This window comes from Micromonospora sp. NPDC000316, from assembly GCF_042898885.1.
GTDB lineage: Bacteria > Actinomycetota > Actinomycetes > Mycobacteriales > Micromonosporaceae > Micromonospora.
Genome location: NZ_JBIAZG010000002.1, coordinates 46,156 through 61,791 on the forward strand (window position 1 = coordinate 46,156; position 15,636 = coordinate 61,791).

Consider the following 15,636-nt stretch of genomic DNA (forward strand, 5'->3'; position numbering starts at 1 on the left):
CCCCGGCAGCGGGTTCTGCTGGGGAAGGGGCCTTGTTCCTATTTCGGGGCTTATGCTGACGCCGGAGGTCCGATGAGCCACTCCGTCGCCGGAGAGCCGCCCTCAGCCGGGCGCCGCGCCGCACCCTTGACCACCGCCGCCTACTCCGCGGCTGAGTGGGACCTGCTCACCAGCCTGCCCGGTCGGGTTCTCGTGGCCGCCGCCGCATCCGGTCCCGGCCGCCCGGAACGCGGTGTGCTGGCGGGCCTGGCTGGCCTCGACGCGGTGGCCGCAGGCCGTGGCTTCGACAGCGATCTGGTCCGGGCAGTGGTCGCCGCCATCTTCGCCCGCCACGACGGCGCACCGGCACCCGCCGCACGCCTCACCGACGTGGTGGACCTGCTGGCCGCCTGCCGGGCCGCGGTCCGGGTCCTGCAACGGCGCGCCGACCCGGCCGACTCGGCCGCGTACCGCCAATGGGTGCAGTCCGTCGCGGGCCGCGTCTGCCGGGTCGTGCCCGGCCCCGGCGGACTCGCGGCCAGCCCGGCCGACAGGCGCTTCCTGGACCGGCTCGGTGGCGCGCTCGGGTTGGGCTGACCCGGCGGGCCCTCGCGGTGGCCGCCGGGCGAGGGCCGTACCCTCTGATGACCGTGACCGACGACCAGCTTGAAGTGGGTGTGGGCCCCTGGCCGGGTGACCCGCCCCAGGACCCGCGCTACGACCCGCAGTTGCTGGCCGAGGGGGACCGGCGCAACGTGGTCGACCGCTACCGCTACTGGCGGCACGAGGCGATCGTCGCCGACCTGGACCGGCACCGGCACGGCTTCCACGTCGCCATCGAGAACTGGCAGCACGACTTCAACATCGGCACTGTGGTCCGCAACGCCAACGCCTTCAACGCCGCCGAGGTGCACATCGTCGGACGGCGACGGTGGAACCGGCGCGGCGCGATGGTGACCGACCGCTACCAGCACGTGCGGCACCACGAGACGATCGAGGCGTTCGTCGACTGGGCCGCCGGGCGGCGGCTGCCGGTGGTCGGCATCGACAACCTGCCGGGTTCCCGGCCGCTGGAGACCGGCACCCTGCCGCGGGACTGCGTGCTCCTGTTCGGCCAGGAGGGGCCCGGCCTCTCCGAACCCGCACGAGACGCGTGCGGCCAGCTCTACTCCATCGCCCAGTACGGCTCGACACGCTCGATCAACGCGGGTGTGGCCAGCGGCATCGCCATGCACGCGTGGATCCGTACCCACGCCGGCCCGCCGCCGGACTGATCCCGCGCCCCGCCGGTGCAATCGGACGTTCCGGCTTGACGTGCCGGTGTTGCGGGGTGACGGTAGGGATGTGAGTGTCGCGGTGAGTTGTCCGAGATGCGGGGGCCCGGTACGGGCGCCGGATCTGATGCACACCGAGTCGAGGTGCCTGCGCTGTGGCCCGGTGCCGCCGCTGCACGTACCCGAGAACATCGGGGCGGAGATCGTGGCGAGCGTTGTCGAACGGATCACCGCGACCGCGACCGCGGGTCCACCGGGGACGCCGCTGTGGTGCCCGTGGCCGCTGCCGCCCGGCTGGACCCTCACCGGTGTGGCGTACGCCGGGGACGACCGCACCGGAGTGCGGGCGACGGCGGTGGCCTGCGCAGGCCCGGAACCGCTCGGTGGTGGGCCGGCGGACCTGGTCTTCGTGGCCGAGGAGCCCGGCGTGGGCCTCGGCACCAGACTTGCCGGTCTGTCCGGCCCGGACCCTGGGCTGGAGTTGGTCGACGCGCTCACCGACCCCGGGCCGGGGCACCCGGAGCACGTCGGGCAGGCCAGGATCCGCGTCGGTGGGCACCCGACTCCACTGTGGTTGGTGAATTCGTCGACGGATCGAAGCGCGTACGCCGGCGAAGCTCGGGGAATGTGGCTGCATGCGATAGCCTGGCCGGCGAGTGCGGGTCACCTGCTCGCGGAAGACGTCGTGCTACACGACCTTACCGAGTGGACTCCCCCCGAGCTCGTGTACGGCGCACCGTCCCCGTACCTGCCCGGGAGGGCTTGACAACCCCTCCGGACTGACGGAGAACGGACGCAGATATTCACTGTACGACACCACACTGATACTCTGGGTGCCGCTGCGGTAATGGGACCCGGCGCCGCGCGAGAGGATGGCCCGCCATGGTCAAGAAGGTCCTCACCTGGGCCGGAATCGCATTCTTGATCTTCTTCGTCGCCTATCGGCCAAACTCTGCGGCTGATGTGTTCAAGTCTTTGGGCGGCGGGATCATGGATATCGCCCAGGGCTTCGGCGATTTCTTCACAAGCCTCGTCGCCTAGCCGCCGATGGGCAGCCCCTCCGGTCCACCCTTCGACCCGGACGACCCCGACCGGGAACGTCGCGAGCGCGACACCGAGCCGATCCCGCGGATCGACCCCGATGACGGCCCGGGCTACGGGGCTGGCCCCGGCCTGTCCGGCGGGCCGTCCCTTTCGGACGACGTCGGCTACGGCGACGGGCCCGGCTATGCCGGCGAGGGTCGGTCCGGTCGGGGCTGGATTCGTGATCCGGAGGCTGCCTACCAGCCGCCGCAGATCTCCGAGGACGAGCTGGCCGGCCTGCGCGCCGACGCGGCCGGCTCGACCCCCCGGCGGGTGCTCCCGCTGGAGGACGAGCCCAGCTCGCTTGTCGCCCGTTACCTCTTCCCCACCGAGCGCTACCGGGGTGAGTGGAAGCGGCACTGGATCCACCTCACCAACCCCCTGCTGATCGGCATCGCGGCGACCTTCGTGCTCGGCTACCTGTCCGGGTTCCTCGCCGGGCAGAACGTGGGCGCGCTGACCACGATCGCCGTGCTGCTCTGGTTCGCGGTGATGGGCTGGGTGGCCTGGAAGGTCGCCGACTGGTGGTATGACCGTTTCATCCTGACCAACAAGCGGGTCATGGTGGTCAACGGCATCATCACCCGCCGGGTCGCCATGATGCCGCTGGTCCGGGTCACCGACATGAAGTACGAGCAGAGTCCGACCGGCCGCGCGCTCAACTACGGCACCTTCGTGCTGGAGTCCGCCGGCCAGGAGCAGGCGCTCCGCGAGATCAAGAATCTGCCCAACCCGAACGAGCTCTACCTGCGTGTCGTCGAAGAGATGTACGAGCCGCAGGCGGTCGAGGCGCGGCTCGGCAAGGAGGCCGACGAGGCCAAGGCCGACGACGGGGCGTGAAAGTTTTCGTCCGAACATCGGAGCAAGTGCGCACCTTTCGTCATGGACCGGAACGTCTCTGACGTGGCACTCTGCCAGGACGGCTTTGGTGCGGAGGTGTGTGGTGGCGAGCAGGGACCCGTTGGAGGAGGAGTTTCGCGAGTTCGTCGCGGCTCGCTCCGCCGCCCTGCTCCGCACCGCCTACCTGCTCACCGGCGACTGGGCCACGGCCGAGGATCTGCTCCAGACGGCACTTACCAAGACCTACCTCGCGTGGAAGCGGCTCGGCGGGATCGAGGCTGTCGAGCCGTACGCCAGACGTGTGATGGTCAACACGTCGACGAGTTGGTGGCGGCGCCGCTGGCACGGTGAACGCCCCACCGAGGTGCTGCCCGAGCGTGCCGGCGTCGACGAGATCGAGCAGCAACTCGACCGCGACCTGCTCTGGCGGCACCTCAAGGAGCTGCCCAACCGGCAGCGGGCGGTGCTCGTGCTGCGGTACTACGAAGACATGTCGGAGGCCCAGACCGCCGCGATACTCGACATCTCGCCCGGCACCGTGAAAAGCCAGGCATCCCGGGCGCTGGGCACGCTGCGCCGGCGGATGGGCGCCGCCATGCCGGACCTGTTCGGTGACGCCGCCCGGCCGGACCAGGCCGCCAAGCCCGCCGCCACGGGCCGGGCACCCCTCGCCGGCACCGCCCGGCCCGGCGCGGGCACCCCGAGCAGGCGGGTCCCGACCGGGGCGACGGCCCGTCCCCGGCACGCTGCCGAGCGTGCCGTGCCCCGCCCGTCCGTGCCCCACACGACCGCCCTGCCTGTCGAACTGCCCACCGCCCCGGCGGCCGTGCCCGTCGGCACCGGCCCCGGAGACCGGCAGTGAGCGCATTCCCGCCCTCGTCCGACAACCTGAAAGACGGGCCGGCGCGTCCTTACCAGGTGCGACGTGACGAGCTGGAAGATGCGGTGCGGGAGACCCTCTCGCACCAGGTCGCCGTCGCCCGCCCACTGAGCGCCGACCCGGCCGGCCAGGCCATCCGTCGGGCGAACCGGATCCGGCGGCGGCATGCCGGGGTCGGTCTCGCCCTCGGAATGGCCACCACAGTGCTGATCGGCGCAGGCATGGCGCAGCTCGCCAGCGACACCGGCCGTCAGGGCACACCCATCGTCGTGATCGGCGACCCGGACCTCTCGGACCGGTCCATCCCCACGGCCACCGTCGAGGCCCCCGCGCCCTCGCCCGGAACGTCCGCCGGCCGGCTCCTCGCCGGTGTCCTGATCAACGCCGACGGGACGCGGCTCGCGCTGCCCACCGCCGGACCAGCCGAACGTGCCCGCCCACTGCCGAGCGGTGAGGGCATGCTTGTGGTCGGCGCGGAGACAAACGCCGGCCGCTCCCTCTGGGTCATCCAGAACGACGGGCTGGTGCAGGTCCTGCTGGCCGGTGCCGGCGAGATCGTCCTGGCACCCGACGGCCGCCAGGTCGCCTGGCGCGACGGCACCGACCTGCTGACGGCGGGCGTAGTCGGCACCCAGCTCATCGGGACGGTGCGCGTGCCGGTGCCGGCCGGCGCGGAACCCGTCCGGTTCGTCGGCGGCAGCGTCCTGGTCCGGCTCGACCCGACCAGCCCAGGCCACGTCCTGTGGCGGCCTGGCGCCGACCGGATGACCACCGTCTCCGAGCGCAACACCCTCAACGTCTACGGCACGCTGCCCGACGGCCGGCTCGTCGCCCAGGTCGCCACGACCGAGCCCTCCGGGGCCTGCCTGGCGCTGCTCGACCCGAAGCGTGACCTGAGCCGGGTCCGTACCCTCTGCGGCCCGCAACTGAGCCAGGACGGCACCGGTGAGATCTCCACCGACGGGCGGTGGCTGCTGGTGAACGGCAAGGCCGGCAAGGCCGACCACGTGCTCCTTGTCGACCTGCACCGGGCCGGGACGACGCTGACCGCCGCGCCGGCCGGGCCGCCGGCGACAGGTGCGATCGCCTGGACGACCGCATCGGCGGCCTCGTACGTCGACAGCGCCGGGAACCTCGTCCGGGTCGACGTCAAACGGGCGCAGGCCGGGGAGCCGGCCGACGTGAAGCCCGTGCCCGGCCTGCAACCCGGCGACCGGCCCGTCCTGGTCACCGGGCCCTGACCGGCACCGCAGCTGTCGCGCTCGCTGGTCCTCGGTAGCGTCGGGCGGGTGACCTCGCGTACCGGCCCCGCGCCGCGGATCGACCTGCACACCCACTCGACGGCCAGCGACGGCACGTTGAGCCCCGCCGAACTGGTGCGCGCCGCCGCCGACGCGGGGCTGGACGTCCTGGCCATCACCGACCACGACACCACCGCCGGCTGGGCACCGGCGGTGGCCGCACTGCCCCCGGGGCTACGCCTGGTCCGGGGCGCGGAACTTTCCTGTCGCTGGTCCGGCGCGCGTCCGGAGGTGCCGCTGCACCTGCTGGCCTACCTGTTCGACCCGGACTACCCGGAGCTTGTCGGCGAGCTGACCCGGGTGCGGGCTGCCCGCGAGGAGCGCGGCGAACGGATCGTGGCGCTGCTACGCGCCGACGGCATCGACGTGAGCTGGCCCGAGATCCTCTCCGGCGCGGCAGGGGGCACTGTGGGGCGTCCGCACATCGCGCAGGCGCTGATCCGAGCCGGCCTGGTCGGCAGCACCCAGGAGGCGTTCGGCCCGGAGTGGCTGGGCGAGCGGTACCGGCTGCCGAAGGAGGACATCGACGTCTTCCGGGCGATCCGGCTGGTCCGGGCGGCCGGCGGCGTACCGGTCTTCGCCCATCCGCGCGCCACCCGACGCGGCCGAGTCGTGCCCGACGAGCTGATCGCCGAGCTGGCCGCCGCCGGGCTGGCCGGTCTGGAGGCCGACCACGAGGACCACAGCCCGGCCGAGCGGGCCCATGTGACCGCGCTCGCCGCCGACCTGGACCTGTTCGTCACCGGCTCCTCGGACTTCCACGGCACCCACAAGACCGTCCAACTCGGCGCGTTCACCACAGGCGTCGAGGCGTACGAGCGGATCGTGGCCGCCGGGGTGACCGAGGTCGCTTCCGGCTGATCGCGATTTCGGTCGGCCGTCGCGCGGCTAGGTTGATCACGTGGACCTGAAGCTGTTCGGCGAGGTTTTCGTGACCCTGCTGGTCATCACCGACCCGCCGGGCATGATGCCGATCTTCCTGGCGCTCACCGGCCCGCTGCCCGCCCGGGACCGCAACCGGGCGGCGTGGCAGGCCGTCACCCTGGCGCTCGGCGTGATCGTGATCTTCGCGGTGGCCGGGCAGACGCTGCTCGACTACCTGCACGTGGACCTACCCGCCCTGCAGGCCGCGGGCGGCCTGCTACTCGTGCTTGTCGCACTCGAACTGCTCACCGGCAAAGCCGACGACCCCAGCCAACAGGTCACCTCGAACATCGCGCTGGTGCCGCTTGGCACCCCACTGCTGGCCGGTCCGGGCGCCATCGTGGCGACAATGCTCTTCGTCCAGCAGGCCGACGGGCTTGGCGACTTCAGCGCCATCGCCGCGGCGATCCTCGCCGTGATGGCAGCGGTCTGGGTCGTGCTGCGCTTCTCCGGCGGCATCGTGAAGATCCTGCGCCCCGGCGGCATCGAGGTGCTGACCCGGATCGCCGGCCTCCTGCTGGCCGCGATCGCCGTGCAGCTCATCGCCGACGCGGTGGCCGCCTTCGTCAGGCAGTACATGAACATGGCCTGACCGGGCCACCCCAATGTCGGAGGTGGATGGCAGGATCGCAGGCGTGCGACGAGCCTCTTCAGCCGGACGACCCGCCGCAGGCGGCCGAACCCCTCAGCAGCGCCCCGGCGGCGCTGAGCAGCTCGGCTTCGAGGGCATGCCGGAGCGCCTGTTCGTCTGCACCCCGAGCAAACTCGGCGCGTACGCGGACTGCCCCCGCCGCTACCGCTACTCCTACGTCGACCGGCCCGCGCCGCCGAAGGGCCCGCCCTGGGCGCACAACTCCCTGGGCGCCAGCGTGCACACCGCCCTGAAAAACTGGTACGCGCTGCCCACCGACCGGCGCCGCCCCGAGGCCCTGGCCGCCCTGCTCAAGGGCACCTGGGTGCGCGAGGGCTACCGCGACGACGAGCAGGAGCGAGCTGCCTACCGGCGGGCGTTGGGCTGGCTGGAGGCGTACGTCGAGACGCTGGAGCCGGACGCCGACCCGCTCGGCGTCGAGCGGGTGGTGGCCGTCAAGACCGCAGTTCTCGCGTTCAACGGCCGGGCCGACCGCATCGACTCCCGCCCCGGGCCCGACGGCCCGGAGTTGGTCATCGTCGACTACAAGACCGGTCGCACCGGGCTCGACTCGGACGACGCGCGGGGCTCGCAGGCGCTGGCGCTCTACGCGTACGCGGCCGAGCGGGTCTTCCGTCGGCCGTGCCGACGGGTGGAGCTGCACCACCTGCCGACCGGCACCGTCGCCGGCCACGACCACACCGTCGAGTCGCTGGCCCGGCAGCTGACCCGCGCGGAGGAGACGGCCCGCGACATCATGGCCGCCGAGCGGGCGGTCGCGGCCGGCGGCGACGCCGACGAGGCGTTTCCGGTGGCGCCCGGCCCGCGCTGCGGCTGGTGCGACTTCCGCAGGCACTGCCCGACCGGGGCACAGACGCCGGGCAAGGAGCCGTGGGCGGCCGTGGACCGACCCACCGACGGCTGACCAGTGCGGGCGGCGGCTGATTGCCGGGCGGTGGCTGACCGGTCGGGCGGCGGCTGGTTGCCGGGCGGTGGCTGACCAGTCGGGCGGCGGTCGGCCTGTCGGGCGGCGGCCGCAAGCCCGGTTCGCCGACGGCTCGGGACCGAGGGTGTGGGGTGGGTCAGCCGGCGAGCTGCGCGGCGGCGTGGCGCGCCGCCCGCTCCTTGGCGGCCTGCGACAACGGCCCCTCCAGATAGCGGCGGGGCACCGCGCCGAGCGCCAGCCGCAGGGCGCGCACGGAAAGATCCGCCGACAGCGCGGTGGTGGGCAGGCCCAGCCCGCCGTACATCCGGTGAGCCCACGCCGGCAGCAGGGCCAGCGCGGTGCCGGCGATGCCCAGGTATGCCCAGCGCGGTGGGCCAAGGGTGAGCCCCAGCCGGGCCGGCAGGCTGAGCTTCCACGGCAGCGGCGGGGCGGTGAGGAAGAGCGCTGTCTCGGCGGCCTCCCGGGTCATCCGCAGCTCCGGCCGCACCGCTCGGTAGTACGCCTCCACCTCGGCGGCCGTCCCCGGGACGGTGGCCGGATCCAGGCCGACGAGAGCGGCCGAGCGGCGCTGCTCGGTGTAGTAGCCGTCCACCTCGTCGTCGGTGAGCGGCAGGCCCGCCCGCCGGGCGGTGCTGAGGAACGACTCGACCTCGGTGACGTGCACCCAGCGCAGCAGGTCCGGTTCGTCGACGCGGAACTCCTCGCCGGTGAGCTGGTCGGTGGCCCGCATTCGCGCGTGCAGCCGGCGTAGCCGCGCCCCGGCCGCCTCCGCCTCGGCGGTGGTCCCGTAGACGGTGGTCGCCACGTAGGTGGCGGTGCGGACGAGGCGCCCCCATGCGTCGGTGCGGTAGTTGCTGTTCTGCGCGACCCCGGCCATGGCTCGGGGGTGCAACGCCTGGAGGTAGAGCGAGCGCAGGCCGGCGACGATCAGGATCGGCTCCTCGTGCACCTTCCACGTGACCGAACCCGGACCGAAGAGGCCGAGGTCATCGGAGTCCACCGACCAAGAGTGCCACGGCCCGCCCGACCGCGCCGGTGGGGCGGCAGGGTCAGCTGTCGGCGGAGCGGCGGGACTGGCAGGCCGGGCAGAGACCCCAGAAGGTGACTTCCGCCTCGTCGACCTCGAAGGCGTGCGCGACGCCCGGCTCCAGGCATGGGGCGCTGCCCACCGCGCAGTCGATGTCGGCGATCTCGCCACAACCCCGGCAGACCACGTGGTGGTGGTTGTCGCCGGCGCGTGCCTCGTATCGGGCGGGACTGCCGGCCGGCTCGATCCGGCGGGACAGGCCGGCCCGGGACAGCGCCCCCAGCACGTCGTAGACCGCCTGGGTGGAGACCGAGTCGAGGCGTGCGCGGACCCGCCGGGTGATCTCGTCGACCTCCAGGTGGCCGCCACCCGCGAGCACGTCGAGCACCGCGAGGCGCGGTCGGGTGACCCGTAGGCCCTTCGATCGCAGCAACTCCTCAGCACCGGACATGCGCCAATGACAGCACGCGTGGCCGGCATCGACAACCGTCCTCCTGTGGCCGTGGCCACGAACACAGCCCGGACAACCAGACCCGAGGCTGGGCTGCGCTGAACCCTATGACGGCGGCGCGCGTGTCACCGGGGGAGAGCCCGGGAGACGACCGGCGATCCGTACGCTGGCGGTCCCGTGATCATGACCCCTGGAGGAGTCGATGTTCGAGGAGATCCTGGGTCTGCCGGCTCACGTTCTCGTGGTCCACGCGGTGGTGATCTTCGTGCCGCTGCTGGCGGTGCTGGCCATCGGGTACGTGGGGTTGCCGCGCTGGCGGCACCGGTTGGACTGGGCGCTTGGCATCCTCGCGGTGATCGCACCGGTGACCGCCTTCGTGGCCGTCGAGTCGGGGGAGGCCTTCACCGATGCGCTGGTCGCCAAGGGCTACCAGGGCCAGATTCTCAACCAGATCTTCGAGCACTCCCGGTACGGCGACATCCTGTTCCGGATCGTGGTGCCGCTCGGGATCGTGGCCATCCTGCTGCTCGTGGTGACCAGCGGGCACCCCCGGGTGCCACGGCTGCCGGCCCTGGTGACACCGGTGCTCGCGGTGGCGATCGTCGCGCTGTCCATCGCGGCTCTGGTCTACGTCTACCTGACCGGCCACTCGGGTGCCGAGGCCGTCTGGGGCACCACCCTCTGACGGTCCGCCACGGCAGCCGCCGGGGGATCAGAAGATGATCCGCGAGCAGAGCAGGCAGACCAGGAACACCAGCACCACGGCCGCGGCCGCACCGAAGCCGTAGGTGACCCGCTGCGAACGCTGCTCGGCTATGTCCAGGTCGGCCATGTCCTGCGGAGGCAGCCGGCGGGGCGGCGCCGGCTGCAGATGGACCGGGGGACGCCAGCCAGCCGGGGGCGGCACGCTCGGGGGCGGGCCTGGGTACGCGCGCGGGGGCGCGGCGGGGGGTTGCTCTGCCTTTTCGCCGTCACCGGCCCCGGGCCGCCGCCAGTAGTCGTCCGGGGTGCTTCCACCGCTGGGGGTCGTCACGCCGTCCGACGCTACCAACGCGGCCGGCGGCCCGGTCGCTTCTGACCGGCGCGCCCTGCCTGATCGCTTCTGACGGGGCGGGCGCCTACCGGCCGGCCCGGTTGCTTCTGGGCAGGGCGCACACCGCTCTGCCAGGGTGGATCCGGCCGGTGTGCCTCCGCTTGCGGACGGTTCGCTGCCGTCGGCTGCGCTAGTCTTGCCGCTCGTGAGCATCGAGGACCCCGGCACGTCTGTCGCGCGCGGCGACGATGACCGCACCGTCGACCTGAGCGACGACTTCGTGGTGCTGCCCGAGCAGACCTCGGACGACACCGACGAGGGCTGGGGCGAGCGGACCAGCGGCAACGACGACTGGCTCCTCGCCCAGCGCCCCCCACACTGGGACTGACCTTGAGCCCTTCCACCAGCCGCTGAGACAACGCCCGGTCGACGGGGTGCGGCTCGGTGCCAAGGGCTGAGCGCTTTCGCTTCCCGGGCATCGTTTCCGCCGTGCGAGGGCGGGCGAAGAACGACGCGATCACGGTGCGGATGGTCAGGCGCGTACGACTATCGCGAATCGGCTCCCCTCAGGCAGCCCGACTGCGCGTTGCGCCTGGTCAGGGCGGAGCGCCAGATACAGCGCGGCGGTACCGTCGGTCGCGCCGGCACCCAAGACGTCCAGGACCAGCGCCCTGGGTGCCAGCAGGATCGCCTCGGCGGCGTCCGCCCCGCCCGGCGGCGCAGCCAGCAGGTCGACCCGCGCGCCGGGCCGGACGACAGCCAGAGCGGCCGGCTCGGCCAGCCGGATCGGCACCCCGACCGCGCCGCTGGGCAGCGGTAGCGGCCCTGAGGACGCCTGCGCGCCGCCGTCGCCCGCGCCCGCGTCGGCCTGCCCTGCGCCGGTCTGGGCCGTGCCGGTCTGTCCCGCGCCGCTCTGGGCCGTGCCGGTCTGTCCGTGGCCGGCGCCGGTCTGGCCCTGGCCTGCGCCGGTCCGGCCCTTAACCCCGTCTGTCGGCCCGCTCGCCGGTAGCGGCTCAGTGCCGGCCCCGCCGGAGCGCGTCGGGGACGATTCGGCGGCATCGGTCGGCGGGCAGCCGGTCGGGGTGTGCAGGATGGCGGCGGCCAGGCCGAGCAGCACGGCTACCAGCCCGGCCCGGAGCAGGGTGCGCCCGCCGGGCAGGGCCAGCCGACGCAGTGGGCGCAGCGCCCGTGCCGAGCCCGGATCGCCTGTCGTCATCTGCCGCCTCCCGTCCCGGGCGCCGCAGTGGCACCCGTGGGCGGCAGATTAGGCCGATCGTGGCCGGCAGATCCGACCGTGCGCGGGTGCCTGTGGACAACCGGCCGGCCTGTGGACAACCACCCACCGACCGGTCGGGCCTGCTATGGCACGAGAGGCCGGCGCGGCGCTGATCGACTCGGGTTCCTGGAAACCGGGTGATCAGGCCAGTACGGACAGGCCGACTTCCAGGAAGCCGAGTGGATCAAGGTGGCCCCGGCCCCGGCCCCGGCCCCGGCCGCTGTCGTGGATCGGTGCGGCCAGGCGCCAGCGCGAGATCCCGCCCGCCGCGAGGTGGGCCCCCGGCGTCACGCGTCAGGCGTCGGGTGGGTCAGGGGGCGGAGCTGCCCGCCGGGGCCTTCCCACCGCTCGACCCGCCGGAAGACGACCCGGACGACCCGGAAGACGACGACCCGGAAGACCCGGACGAGGACGACCCGGACGACGACGAGCCAGCGGACGAACCGGACGAGGTAGACCCGGAATCCCCACCCGAGGGCGAGGAGGACGACGAGGACGACTCGGACTTGGCAGCCGTTGCGCCGGCCGAAACCTCGGAACCGGACGCGCGGGAGTCGGTGCGGTAGAAGCCCGAGCCCTTGAAGACGATGCCGACCGAGTTGAAAACCTTGCGCAGCCGCCCCTGACACGTCGGGCACTCGGTCAGCGGGTCGTCAGAGAAGGACTGCACCGCCTCGAGCTGGTTACCGCACGCGGTGCAGGCGTACTGGTACGTAGGCACGTTCTCCTCCGGTATCTGGCTCGGCCAGTTGGCACTCGACGTATTCGAGTGCCAATGGTGCGTCATGCGCCCCGGGTTCGTCCAGCGGACGTGTGGGGCGCGACACCCTGCGCCGTACCCGGGCCGTCATCAAGCGTACGCACCCCGTCGGCGGGGGTGACGACCGCGCGGACCGGACGGTCGTGCGCCTCTGCGGGCAGCGCCTCGACCAGCTCACCGTCGTGCAGCGGCACCACGGTAAGCGTGGCCGCCGGCACCCGTGCCAGCACCCGGTCGTACGAGCCGCCGCCCCGGCCCAGTCGCCGGCCGCGCCTGTCGACGGCCAGCGCCGGTACGACCACCAGCTCCGCCTCGGTCACCGCGGCCAGCCCGAGCCGCGGCCCGACCGGCTCGCGGAGGCCCCGACCGCCCGCCACGAGAGCATCCGGTCCGGTGTACGCCGCCCAGTCCAGATCCAGATCGGCGCGGAGCACCGGCAGCAGCAGCTCGGCGTCGGCAGGCAGCGCGTTCCGCAGCACCTCCGGCAGGTCGGCACCGCCCGGCTCGGAGCCGACCGGCACGTACGCCGTCATCCGGCGGGGCCGCAGCCGGCGTACCAGCGTGACCAGCTCGGCCTGGACGCGCCCGGCAGCGGCGGCCCGCGTCGGACCCGGCAGCGCTCGGCGGCGGGCGAGCAGTTCGACGCGGGCTTCCCGCTTGGCCGCTCGGGCCACTTCCGCTTCATCAGAAAATTCCGGCACGCAACACTCCTGACGCAACACCACTACCGCGGTCGCTCTGTGTCAGCATCGCAAGCAACGGCTTCGGCTTCCGGGGGGACCGAGTGACGCTACGCGGACGGTTGACGGCAGCCTTCCTCGTGGTGGTGCTCGGGCCGGTCCTGCTCGGCGCCTTCTTCGTCGCCTCCACCGTCGCGGCCGTCGACCGCAGCCGGTCCATCGAGCGTCTCGCGGTCGCCGCGTCGACCGTGCGGACCTCCGTCGACGCCCTCTGCCAGCAGTTGCGCGCGACTGCCGACGCGGTCGCCCTCACCGGTGACCGGGCCGCCGCCGCCAGCCAGCTCATCGGGCGAGGGCTGGCAGCCGCCGTTCTGATCACCGACGTGACGGGGCGGGTCACGTACGCCTCGCCCGGCGCGCCGTCGACCCCCTGGCGGGACTGCTCGGCGTCGACCGTCGCGTCGCCCGGCCCGGTCCACGCCTTGGCCGCACGGGTCGAACTGCACGACCGGGCCGGCACCATGCTGGGCACGGTGGCCGCTGCGCAGCTCGTCGACCCGGCCTTCGTGGCCCGGCTGGCGGCGGTGACCGGGGTGGCGGTCACCCTGCTCGACGGCGGCGCGAGCGCCGCCCGGTTCACCCACACCACCGAGGCCCGCGAGGTACGCGACGCGGTGCTGGCCGCGGCCAACGCCACCGACGGCGAACGGGTCACCGAGACAAGCGACGGCCGGTACGTGCGGCGCATCGGACCGTCGAGGGGGCAGCCCCTGCCGTTGGTGCTCTCCGTGCCCAGCGAGCGCCCACCCGGTCTGCCTGCCACGCTGGCCGGCGTTGTCGTGCTGGCCGGGCTGCTCGCCGTGCTGGCCGCCTGGCGACTGGCCCGGGTGACCACCCGACCGCTTGTGGAGTTGGCCAGTGCCGTGGACCTGGTGGCGCAGGGCGACCTGACCGCCCGGGTGCCGGTGCGCAGCCGCGACGAGCTGGGCCGCCTGGCCGCCGCGTTCAACCGGATGACCCGGGAGACCGGGTCGTACGTCGCGGCGCTCACCAGCAGCCGCGACCAGCTACGCGGGCACCTGACGGTGCTCGGCGACACCCTGGCCAGCACCCATGACCTGCAACGCATCCTGCGGGTGATCCTGCACAGCGCCATCGCGGCCACCGGGGCGCGGGCCGGCGCGGTGCTGCTGGTGGAGGCCGGCGGGGTGCTCGTCGCACAGTGCAGCGAAGGGCTCGACGGGCGCTGGCCGGCGGGGGATCCGGGCGGCCCGGAGACCCTGCGGGTGCCGGTGGGCGTCGGTGTGGTCGGCGCGGTGGCGGCCACCGGCGTGCCGCAGCGGGGTCGCGTGGAGGCGACCGAGACTCCGACGGGGGAGCCGCTCTGCCGCACCTACGTCGCGGTGCCGTTCGCCACCCCGGGCGGCGGGGCCACGACAAACCCGGGCGGCGGGACGACGACAACCCTGGGCGGCGGGGCCGCGACAACCCTGGGCGGCGGGGCCGCAGCCACCCCCGGCGGCGGGGCCGCGACCTTCGGGGCCACGACCGTCCCGAGTGGGCCGACGGCGGACGCCGACGAGGGCGCACCGGCGGCGGCGCTCGGGGTGCTGGCCCTCTACGACCGGGTCGGTGCCGACGAGTTCGACGACGACGACCTCGTCACCCTGCGCACCTTCGCCGGCCACGCGGCAGTGGCTGTGGACAACGTCCGGGTGCACGAGGAGGCGCAGCGGCTCTCCCTCACCGACCCGCTCACCGGGCTGTGGAACTACCGCTATCTGAGCGAGTCGATCCGACGGGAGGTGGAACGGGCCAGTCGGTTCGGTCGGATGCTCAGCGTGCTCGCCCTCGACCTGGACCGCTTCAAGGACGTCAACGACACGTACGGGCACGCCGCGGGGGACACCGTGCTCGCCGAGTTCGCCCAGCGCGTACGAGGCGAGATCCGCGAGGTGGACCTCGCCTTCCGGCAGGGCGGCGAGGAGTTCGTGGTGCTCCTGCCCGAGACCGACGCCCGGGGCGCGGCGATCGTCGCGGAACGGCTGGGCGCGGCGGTACGGGAGACACCTGTCGTCGTCGAGGCGTACGCCGGGCCGATCGTGGTGACCGTGTCGGTGGGCATCGCCGTCTACCCGCACCACGGCAGCACCGGCCGGGAGGTGCTGGAGGCCGCCGACGACGCCCTCTACGCCGCCAAGGCCGCCGGTCGGGACACCTGTCGCGTGGCCGAGGTTCGCCCCGACGTGCCGATGTGTGAGATCCCGGTGCCGGCGGGGCCCGTCAGCCCACCCGACGGGCTGCCGCGCGCCGGTCGACCCGTGCAGGTCCAACGGGAGCCGGGCGGCCACGCCCGGTCGGAGTCGGCTGTGGGCGTACCCGAATCGAACCCGCCGGGGCCGGCGCACGCCCGGCCGGAGTCGGCGGACGACCCGGCGGCCACGGCCGGGGAAGGCGCGCGGGCCGGCCCGGACGTCGGCCGGCCAGGGCCGGGCGGCGGCGCGTCTTCTGGGCCACACCCGCCGCGACAGAGCCGTGGCCGATAGTCTCG

The 15,636-nt window shown here is 73.5% G+C and carries 19 protein-coding genes and 1 pseudogene; 14 read left to right on the plus strand and 6 right to left on the minus strand.

Features of this window, described 5'->3' with window-relative positions; translation table 11 throughout:
- Positions 1-72: 72 nt before the first annotated feature.
- The 10 genes from ACFY2Q_RS04730 to ACFY2Q_RS04775 all read left to right on the plus strand — a co-directional run bounded on the left by ACFY2Q_RS04730 (position 73) and on the right by ACFY2Q_RS04775 (position 7,837).
- Positions 73-576 carry a hypothetical protein gene (locus ACFY2Q_RS04730; RefSeq protein ID WP_387127719.1) on the plus strand — a complete coding sequence of 168 codons (504 nt, stop codon included), beginning with the start codon at positions 73-75 and terminating at the stop codon, positions 574-576.
- 53 nt (positions 577-629) lie between these two features.
- A complete protein-coding gene (locus ACFY2Q_RS04735) occupies positions 630-1,253 on the plus strand; it encodes a TrmH family RNA methyltransferase (RefSeq protein WP_387127722.1) in 624 nt (207 codons plus the stop codon).
- An 82-nt stretch (positions 1,254-1,335) separates the two neighbouring features.
- Positions 1,336-2,019 (plus strand): DUF6758 family protein, encoded by a 684-nt coding sequence (locus ACFY2Q_RS04740; protein ID WP_387127724.1) that lies wholly within the window; start codon positions 1,336-1,338, stop codon positions 2,017-2,019.
- Positions 2,020-2,135: 116 nt separating this feature from the next.
- On the plus strand, positions 2,136-2,294 hold the full coding sequence (locus ACFY2Q_RS04745; RefSeq protein WP_007455302.1) for a hypothetical protein: 159 nt from the start codon (positions 2,136-2,138) through the stop codon (positions 2,292-2,294).
- 6 nt (positions 2,295-2,300) lie between these two features.
- Positions 2,301-3,176 carry a PH domain-containing protein gene (locus tag ACFY2Q_RS04750; protein ID WP_387127727.1) on the plus strand — a complete coding sequence of 292 codons (876 nt, stop codon included), beginning with the start codon at positions 2,301-2,303 and terminating at the stop codon, positions 3,174-3,176.
- A 103-nt stretch (positions 3,177-3,279) separates the two neighbouring features.
- Entirely contained in the window at positions 3,280-4,038 is a 759-nt protein-coding gene (locus tag ACFY2Q_RS04755; protein ID WP_387127729.1) for a SigE family RNA polymerase sigma factor, read from the plus strand.
- 56 nt (positions 4,039-4,094) lie between these two features.
- Positions 4,095-5,297: a hypothetical protein gene (locus ACFY2Q_RS04760; RefSeq protein ID WP_387127732.1), complete on the plus strand. Its 1,203-nt coding sequence runs from the start codon at positions 4,095-4,097 to the stop codon at positions 5,295-5,297.
- A gap of 48 nt (positions 5,298-5,345) precedes the next feature.
- Positions 5,346-6,218: a PHP domain-containing protein gene (locus ACFY2Q_RS04765; RefSeq protein ID WP_387127734.1), complete on the plus strand. Its 873-nt coding sequence runs from the start codon at positions 5,346-5,348 to the stop codon at positions 6,216-6,218.
- Positions 6,219-6,258: 40 nt separating this feature from the next.
- Positions 6,259-6,873 (plus strand): MarC family protein, encoded by a 615-nt coding sequence (locus ACFY2Q_RS04770; protein ID WP_387127736.1) that lies wholly within the window; start codon positions 6,259-6,261, stop codon positions 6,871-6,873.
- Between the two features lie 13 nt (positions 6,874-6,886).
- Positions 6,887-7,837 (plus strand): RecB family exonuclease, encoded by a 951-nt coding sequence (locus tag ACFY2Q_RS04775; protein WP_387127738.1) that lies wholly within the window; start codon positions 6,887-6,889, stop codon positions 7,835-7,837.
- Between the two features lie 157 nt (positions 7,838-7,994).
- On the opposite strand, the gene ACFY2Q_RS04780 is transcribed toward ACFY2Q_RS04775, so the two are convergent.
- Entirely contained in the window at positions 7,995-8,858 is an 864-nt protein-coding gene (locus ACFY2Q_RS04780) for an oxygenase MpaB family protein (RefSeq protein WP_387127741.1), read from the minus strand.
- Positions 8,859-8,907: 49 nt separating this feature from the next.
- A complete protein-coding gene (locus ACFY2Q_RS04785; RefSeq protein WP_387127744.1) occupies positions 8,908-9,336 on the minus strand; it encodes a Fur family transcriptional regulator in 429 nt (142 codons plus the stop codon).
- 202 nt (positions 9,337-9,538) lie between these two features.
- On the opposite strand from ACFY2Q_RS04785, the gene ACFY2Q_RS04790 reads away from it, so the two are divergent.
- Positions 9,539-10,021 carry a DUF2231 domain-containing protein gene (locus tag ACFY2Q_RS04790; protein ID WP_387127746.1) on the plus strand — a complete coding sequence of 161 codons (483 nt, stop codon included), beginning with the start codon at positions 9,539-9,541 and terminating at the stop codon, positions 10,019-10,021.
- A 27-nt stretch (positions 10,022-10,048) separates the two neighbouring features.
- Here ACFY2Q_RS04790 and ACFY2Q_RS04795 read toward each other — a convergent pair whose 3' ends face one another.
- Entirely contained in the window at positions 10,049-10,369 is a 321-nt protein-coding gene (locus tag ACFY2Q_RS04795) for a hypothetical protein (protein ID WP_387127748.1), read from the minus strand.
- A 205-nt stretch (positions 10,370-10,574) separates the two neighbouring features.
- Here ACFY2Q_RS04795 and ACFY2Q_RS04800 point away from each other — a divergent pair, with 205 nt between their 5' ends.
- Entirely contained in the window at positions 10,575-10,757 is a 183-nt protein-coding gene (locus ACFY2Q_RS04800) for a hypothetical protein (RefSeq protein WP_387127750.1), read from the plus strand.
- Positions 10,758-10,901: 144 nt separating this feature from the next.
- Here ACFY2Q_RS04800 and ACFY2Q_RS04805 read toward each other — a convergent pair whose 3' ends face one another.
- The gene (locus tag ACFY2Q_RS04805; RefSeq protein WP_387127752.1) at positions 10,902-11,585 is read right to left on the minus strand and encodes a flagellar biosynthesis protein FlgA; all 684 of its coding nucleotides are present in this window, start codon (positions 11,583-11,585) and stop codon (positions 10,902-10,904) included.
- 365 nt (positions 11,586-11,950) lie between these two features.
- On the opposite strand from ACFY2Q_RS04805, the gene ACFY2Q_RS04810 reads away from it, so the two are divergent.
- Positions 11,951-12,211, plus strand: a complete 261-nt coding sequence (locus ACFY2Q_RS04810; protein ID WP_387128489.1) for a hypothetical protein — start codon at positions 11,951-11,953, stop codon at positions 12,209-12,211.
- 62 nt (positions 12,212-12,273) lie between these two features.
- On the opposite strand, the pseudogene ACFY2Q_RS04815 reads toward ACFY2Q_RS04810, so the two are convergent.
- Both ACFY2Q_RS04815 and ACFY2Q_RS04820 read right to left on the minus strand, forming a co-directional pair.
- Positions 12,274-12,432: pseudogene (locus tag ACFY2Q_RS04815) on the minus strand (FmdB family zinc ribbon protein); the annotation flags it as partial.
- Positions 12,429-13,106, minus strand: a complete 678-nt coding sequence (locus ACFY2Q_RS04820) for a 5-formyltetrahydrofolate cyclo-ligase (RefSeq protein WP_387127754.1) — start codon at positions 13,104-13,106, stop codon at positions 12,429-12,431. The pseudogene ACFY2Q_RS04815 and the gene ACFY2Q_RS04820, both read right to left, overlap by 4 nt.
- A gap of 83 nt (positions 13,107-13,189) precedes the next feature.
- Here ACFY2Q_RS04820 and ACFY2Q_RS04825 point away from each other — a divergent pair, with 83 nt between their 5' ends.
- Positions 13,190-15,631, plus strand: coding sequence for a diguanylate cyclase (locus ACFY2Q_RS04825; RefSeq protein ID WP_387127756.1), 2,442 nt, complete (start codon positions 13,190-13,192; stop codon positions 15,629-15,631).
- Positions 15,632-15,636: the final 5 nt, after the last annotated feature.

What these genes read in the sequence shown, in the direction of transcription:
- ACFY2Q_RS04745 (WP_007455302.1), top strand. Translation starts at nt 2,136, where the DNA reads ATGGTCAAGAAGGTCCTCACCTGGGCCGGAATCGCATTCTTGATCTTC.
- ACFY2Q_RS04750 (WP_387127727.1), top strand. Translation starts at nt 2,301, where the DNA reads ATGGGCAGCCCCTCCGGTCCACCCTTCGACCCGGACGACCCCGACCGG.
- ACFY2Q_RS04730 (WP_387127719.1), top strand. Translation starts at nt 73, where the DNA reads ATGAGCCACTCCGTCGCCGGAGAGCCGCCCTCAGCCGGGCGCCGCGCC.
- ACFY2Q_RS04775 (WP_387127738.1), top strand. Translation starts at nt 6,887, where the DNA reads ATGTCGGAGGTGGATGGCAGGATCGCAGGCGTGCGACGAGCCTCTTCA.
- ACFY2Q_RS04805 (WP_387127752.1), bottom strand. Translation starts at nt 11,585, where the DNA reads ATGACGACAGGCGATCCGGGCTCGGCACGGGCGCTGCGCCCACTGCGT.
- ACFY2Q_RS04785 (WP_387127744.1), bottom strand. Translation starts at nt 9,336, where the DNA reads ATGTCCGGTGCTGAGGAGTTGCTGCGATCGAAGGGCCTACGGGTCACC.
- ACFY2Q_RS04790 (WP_387127746.1), top strand. Translation starts at nt 9,539, where the DNA reads ATGTTCGAGGAGATCCTGGGTCTGCCGGCTCACGTTCTCGTGGTCCAC.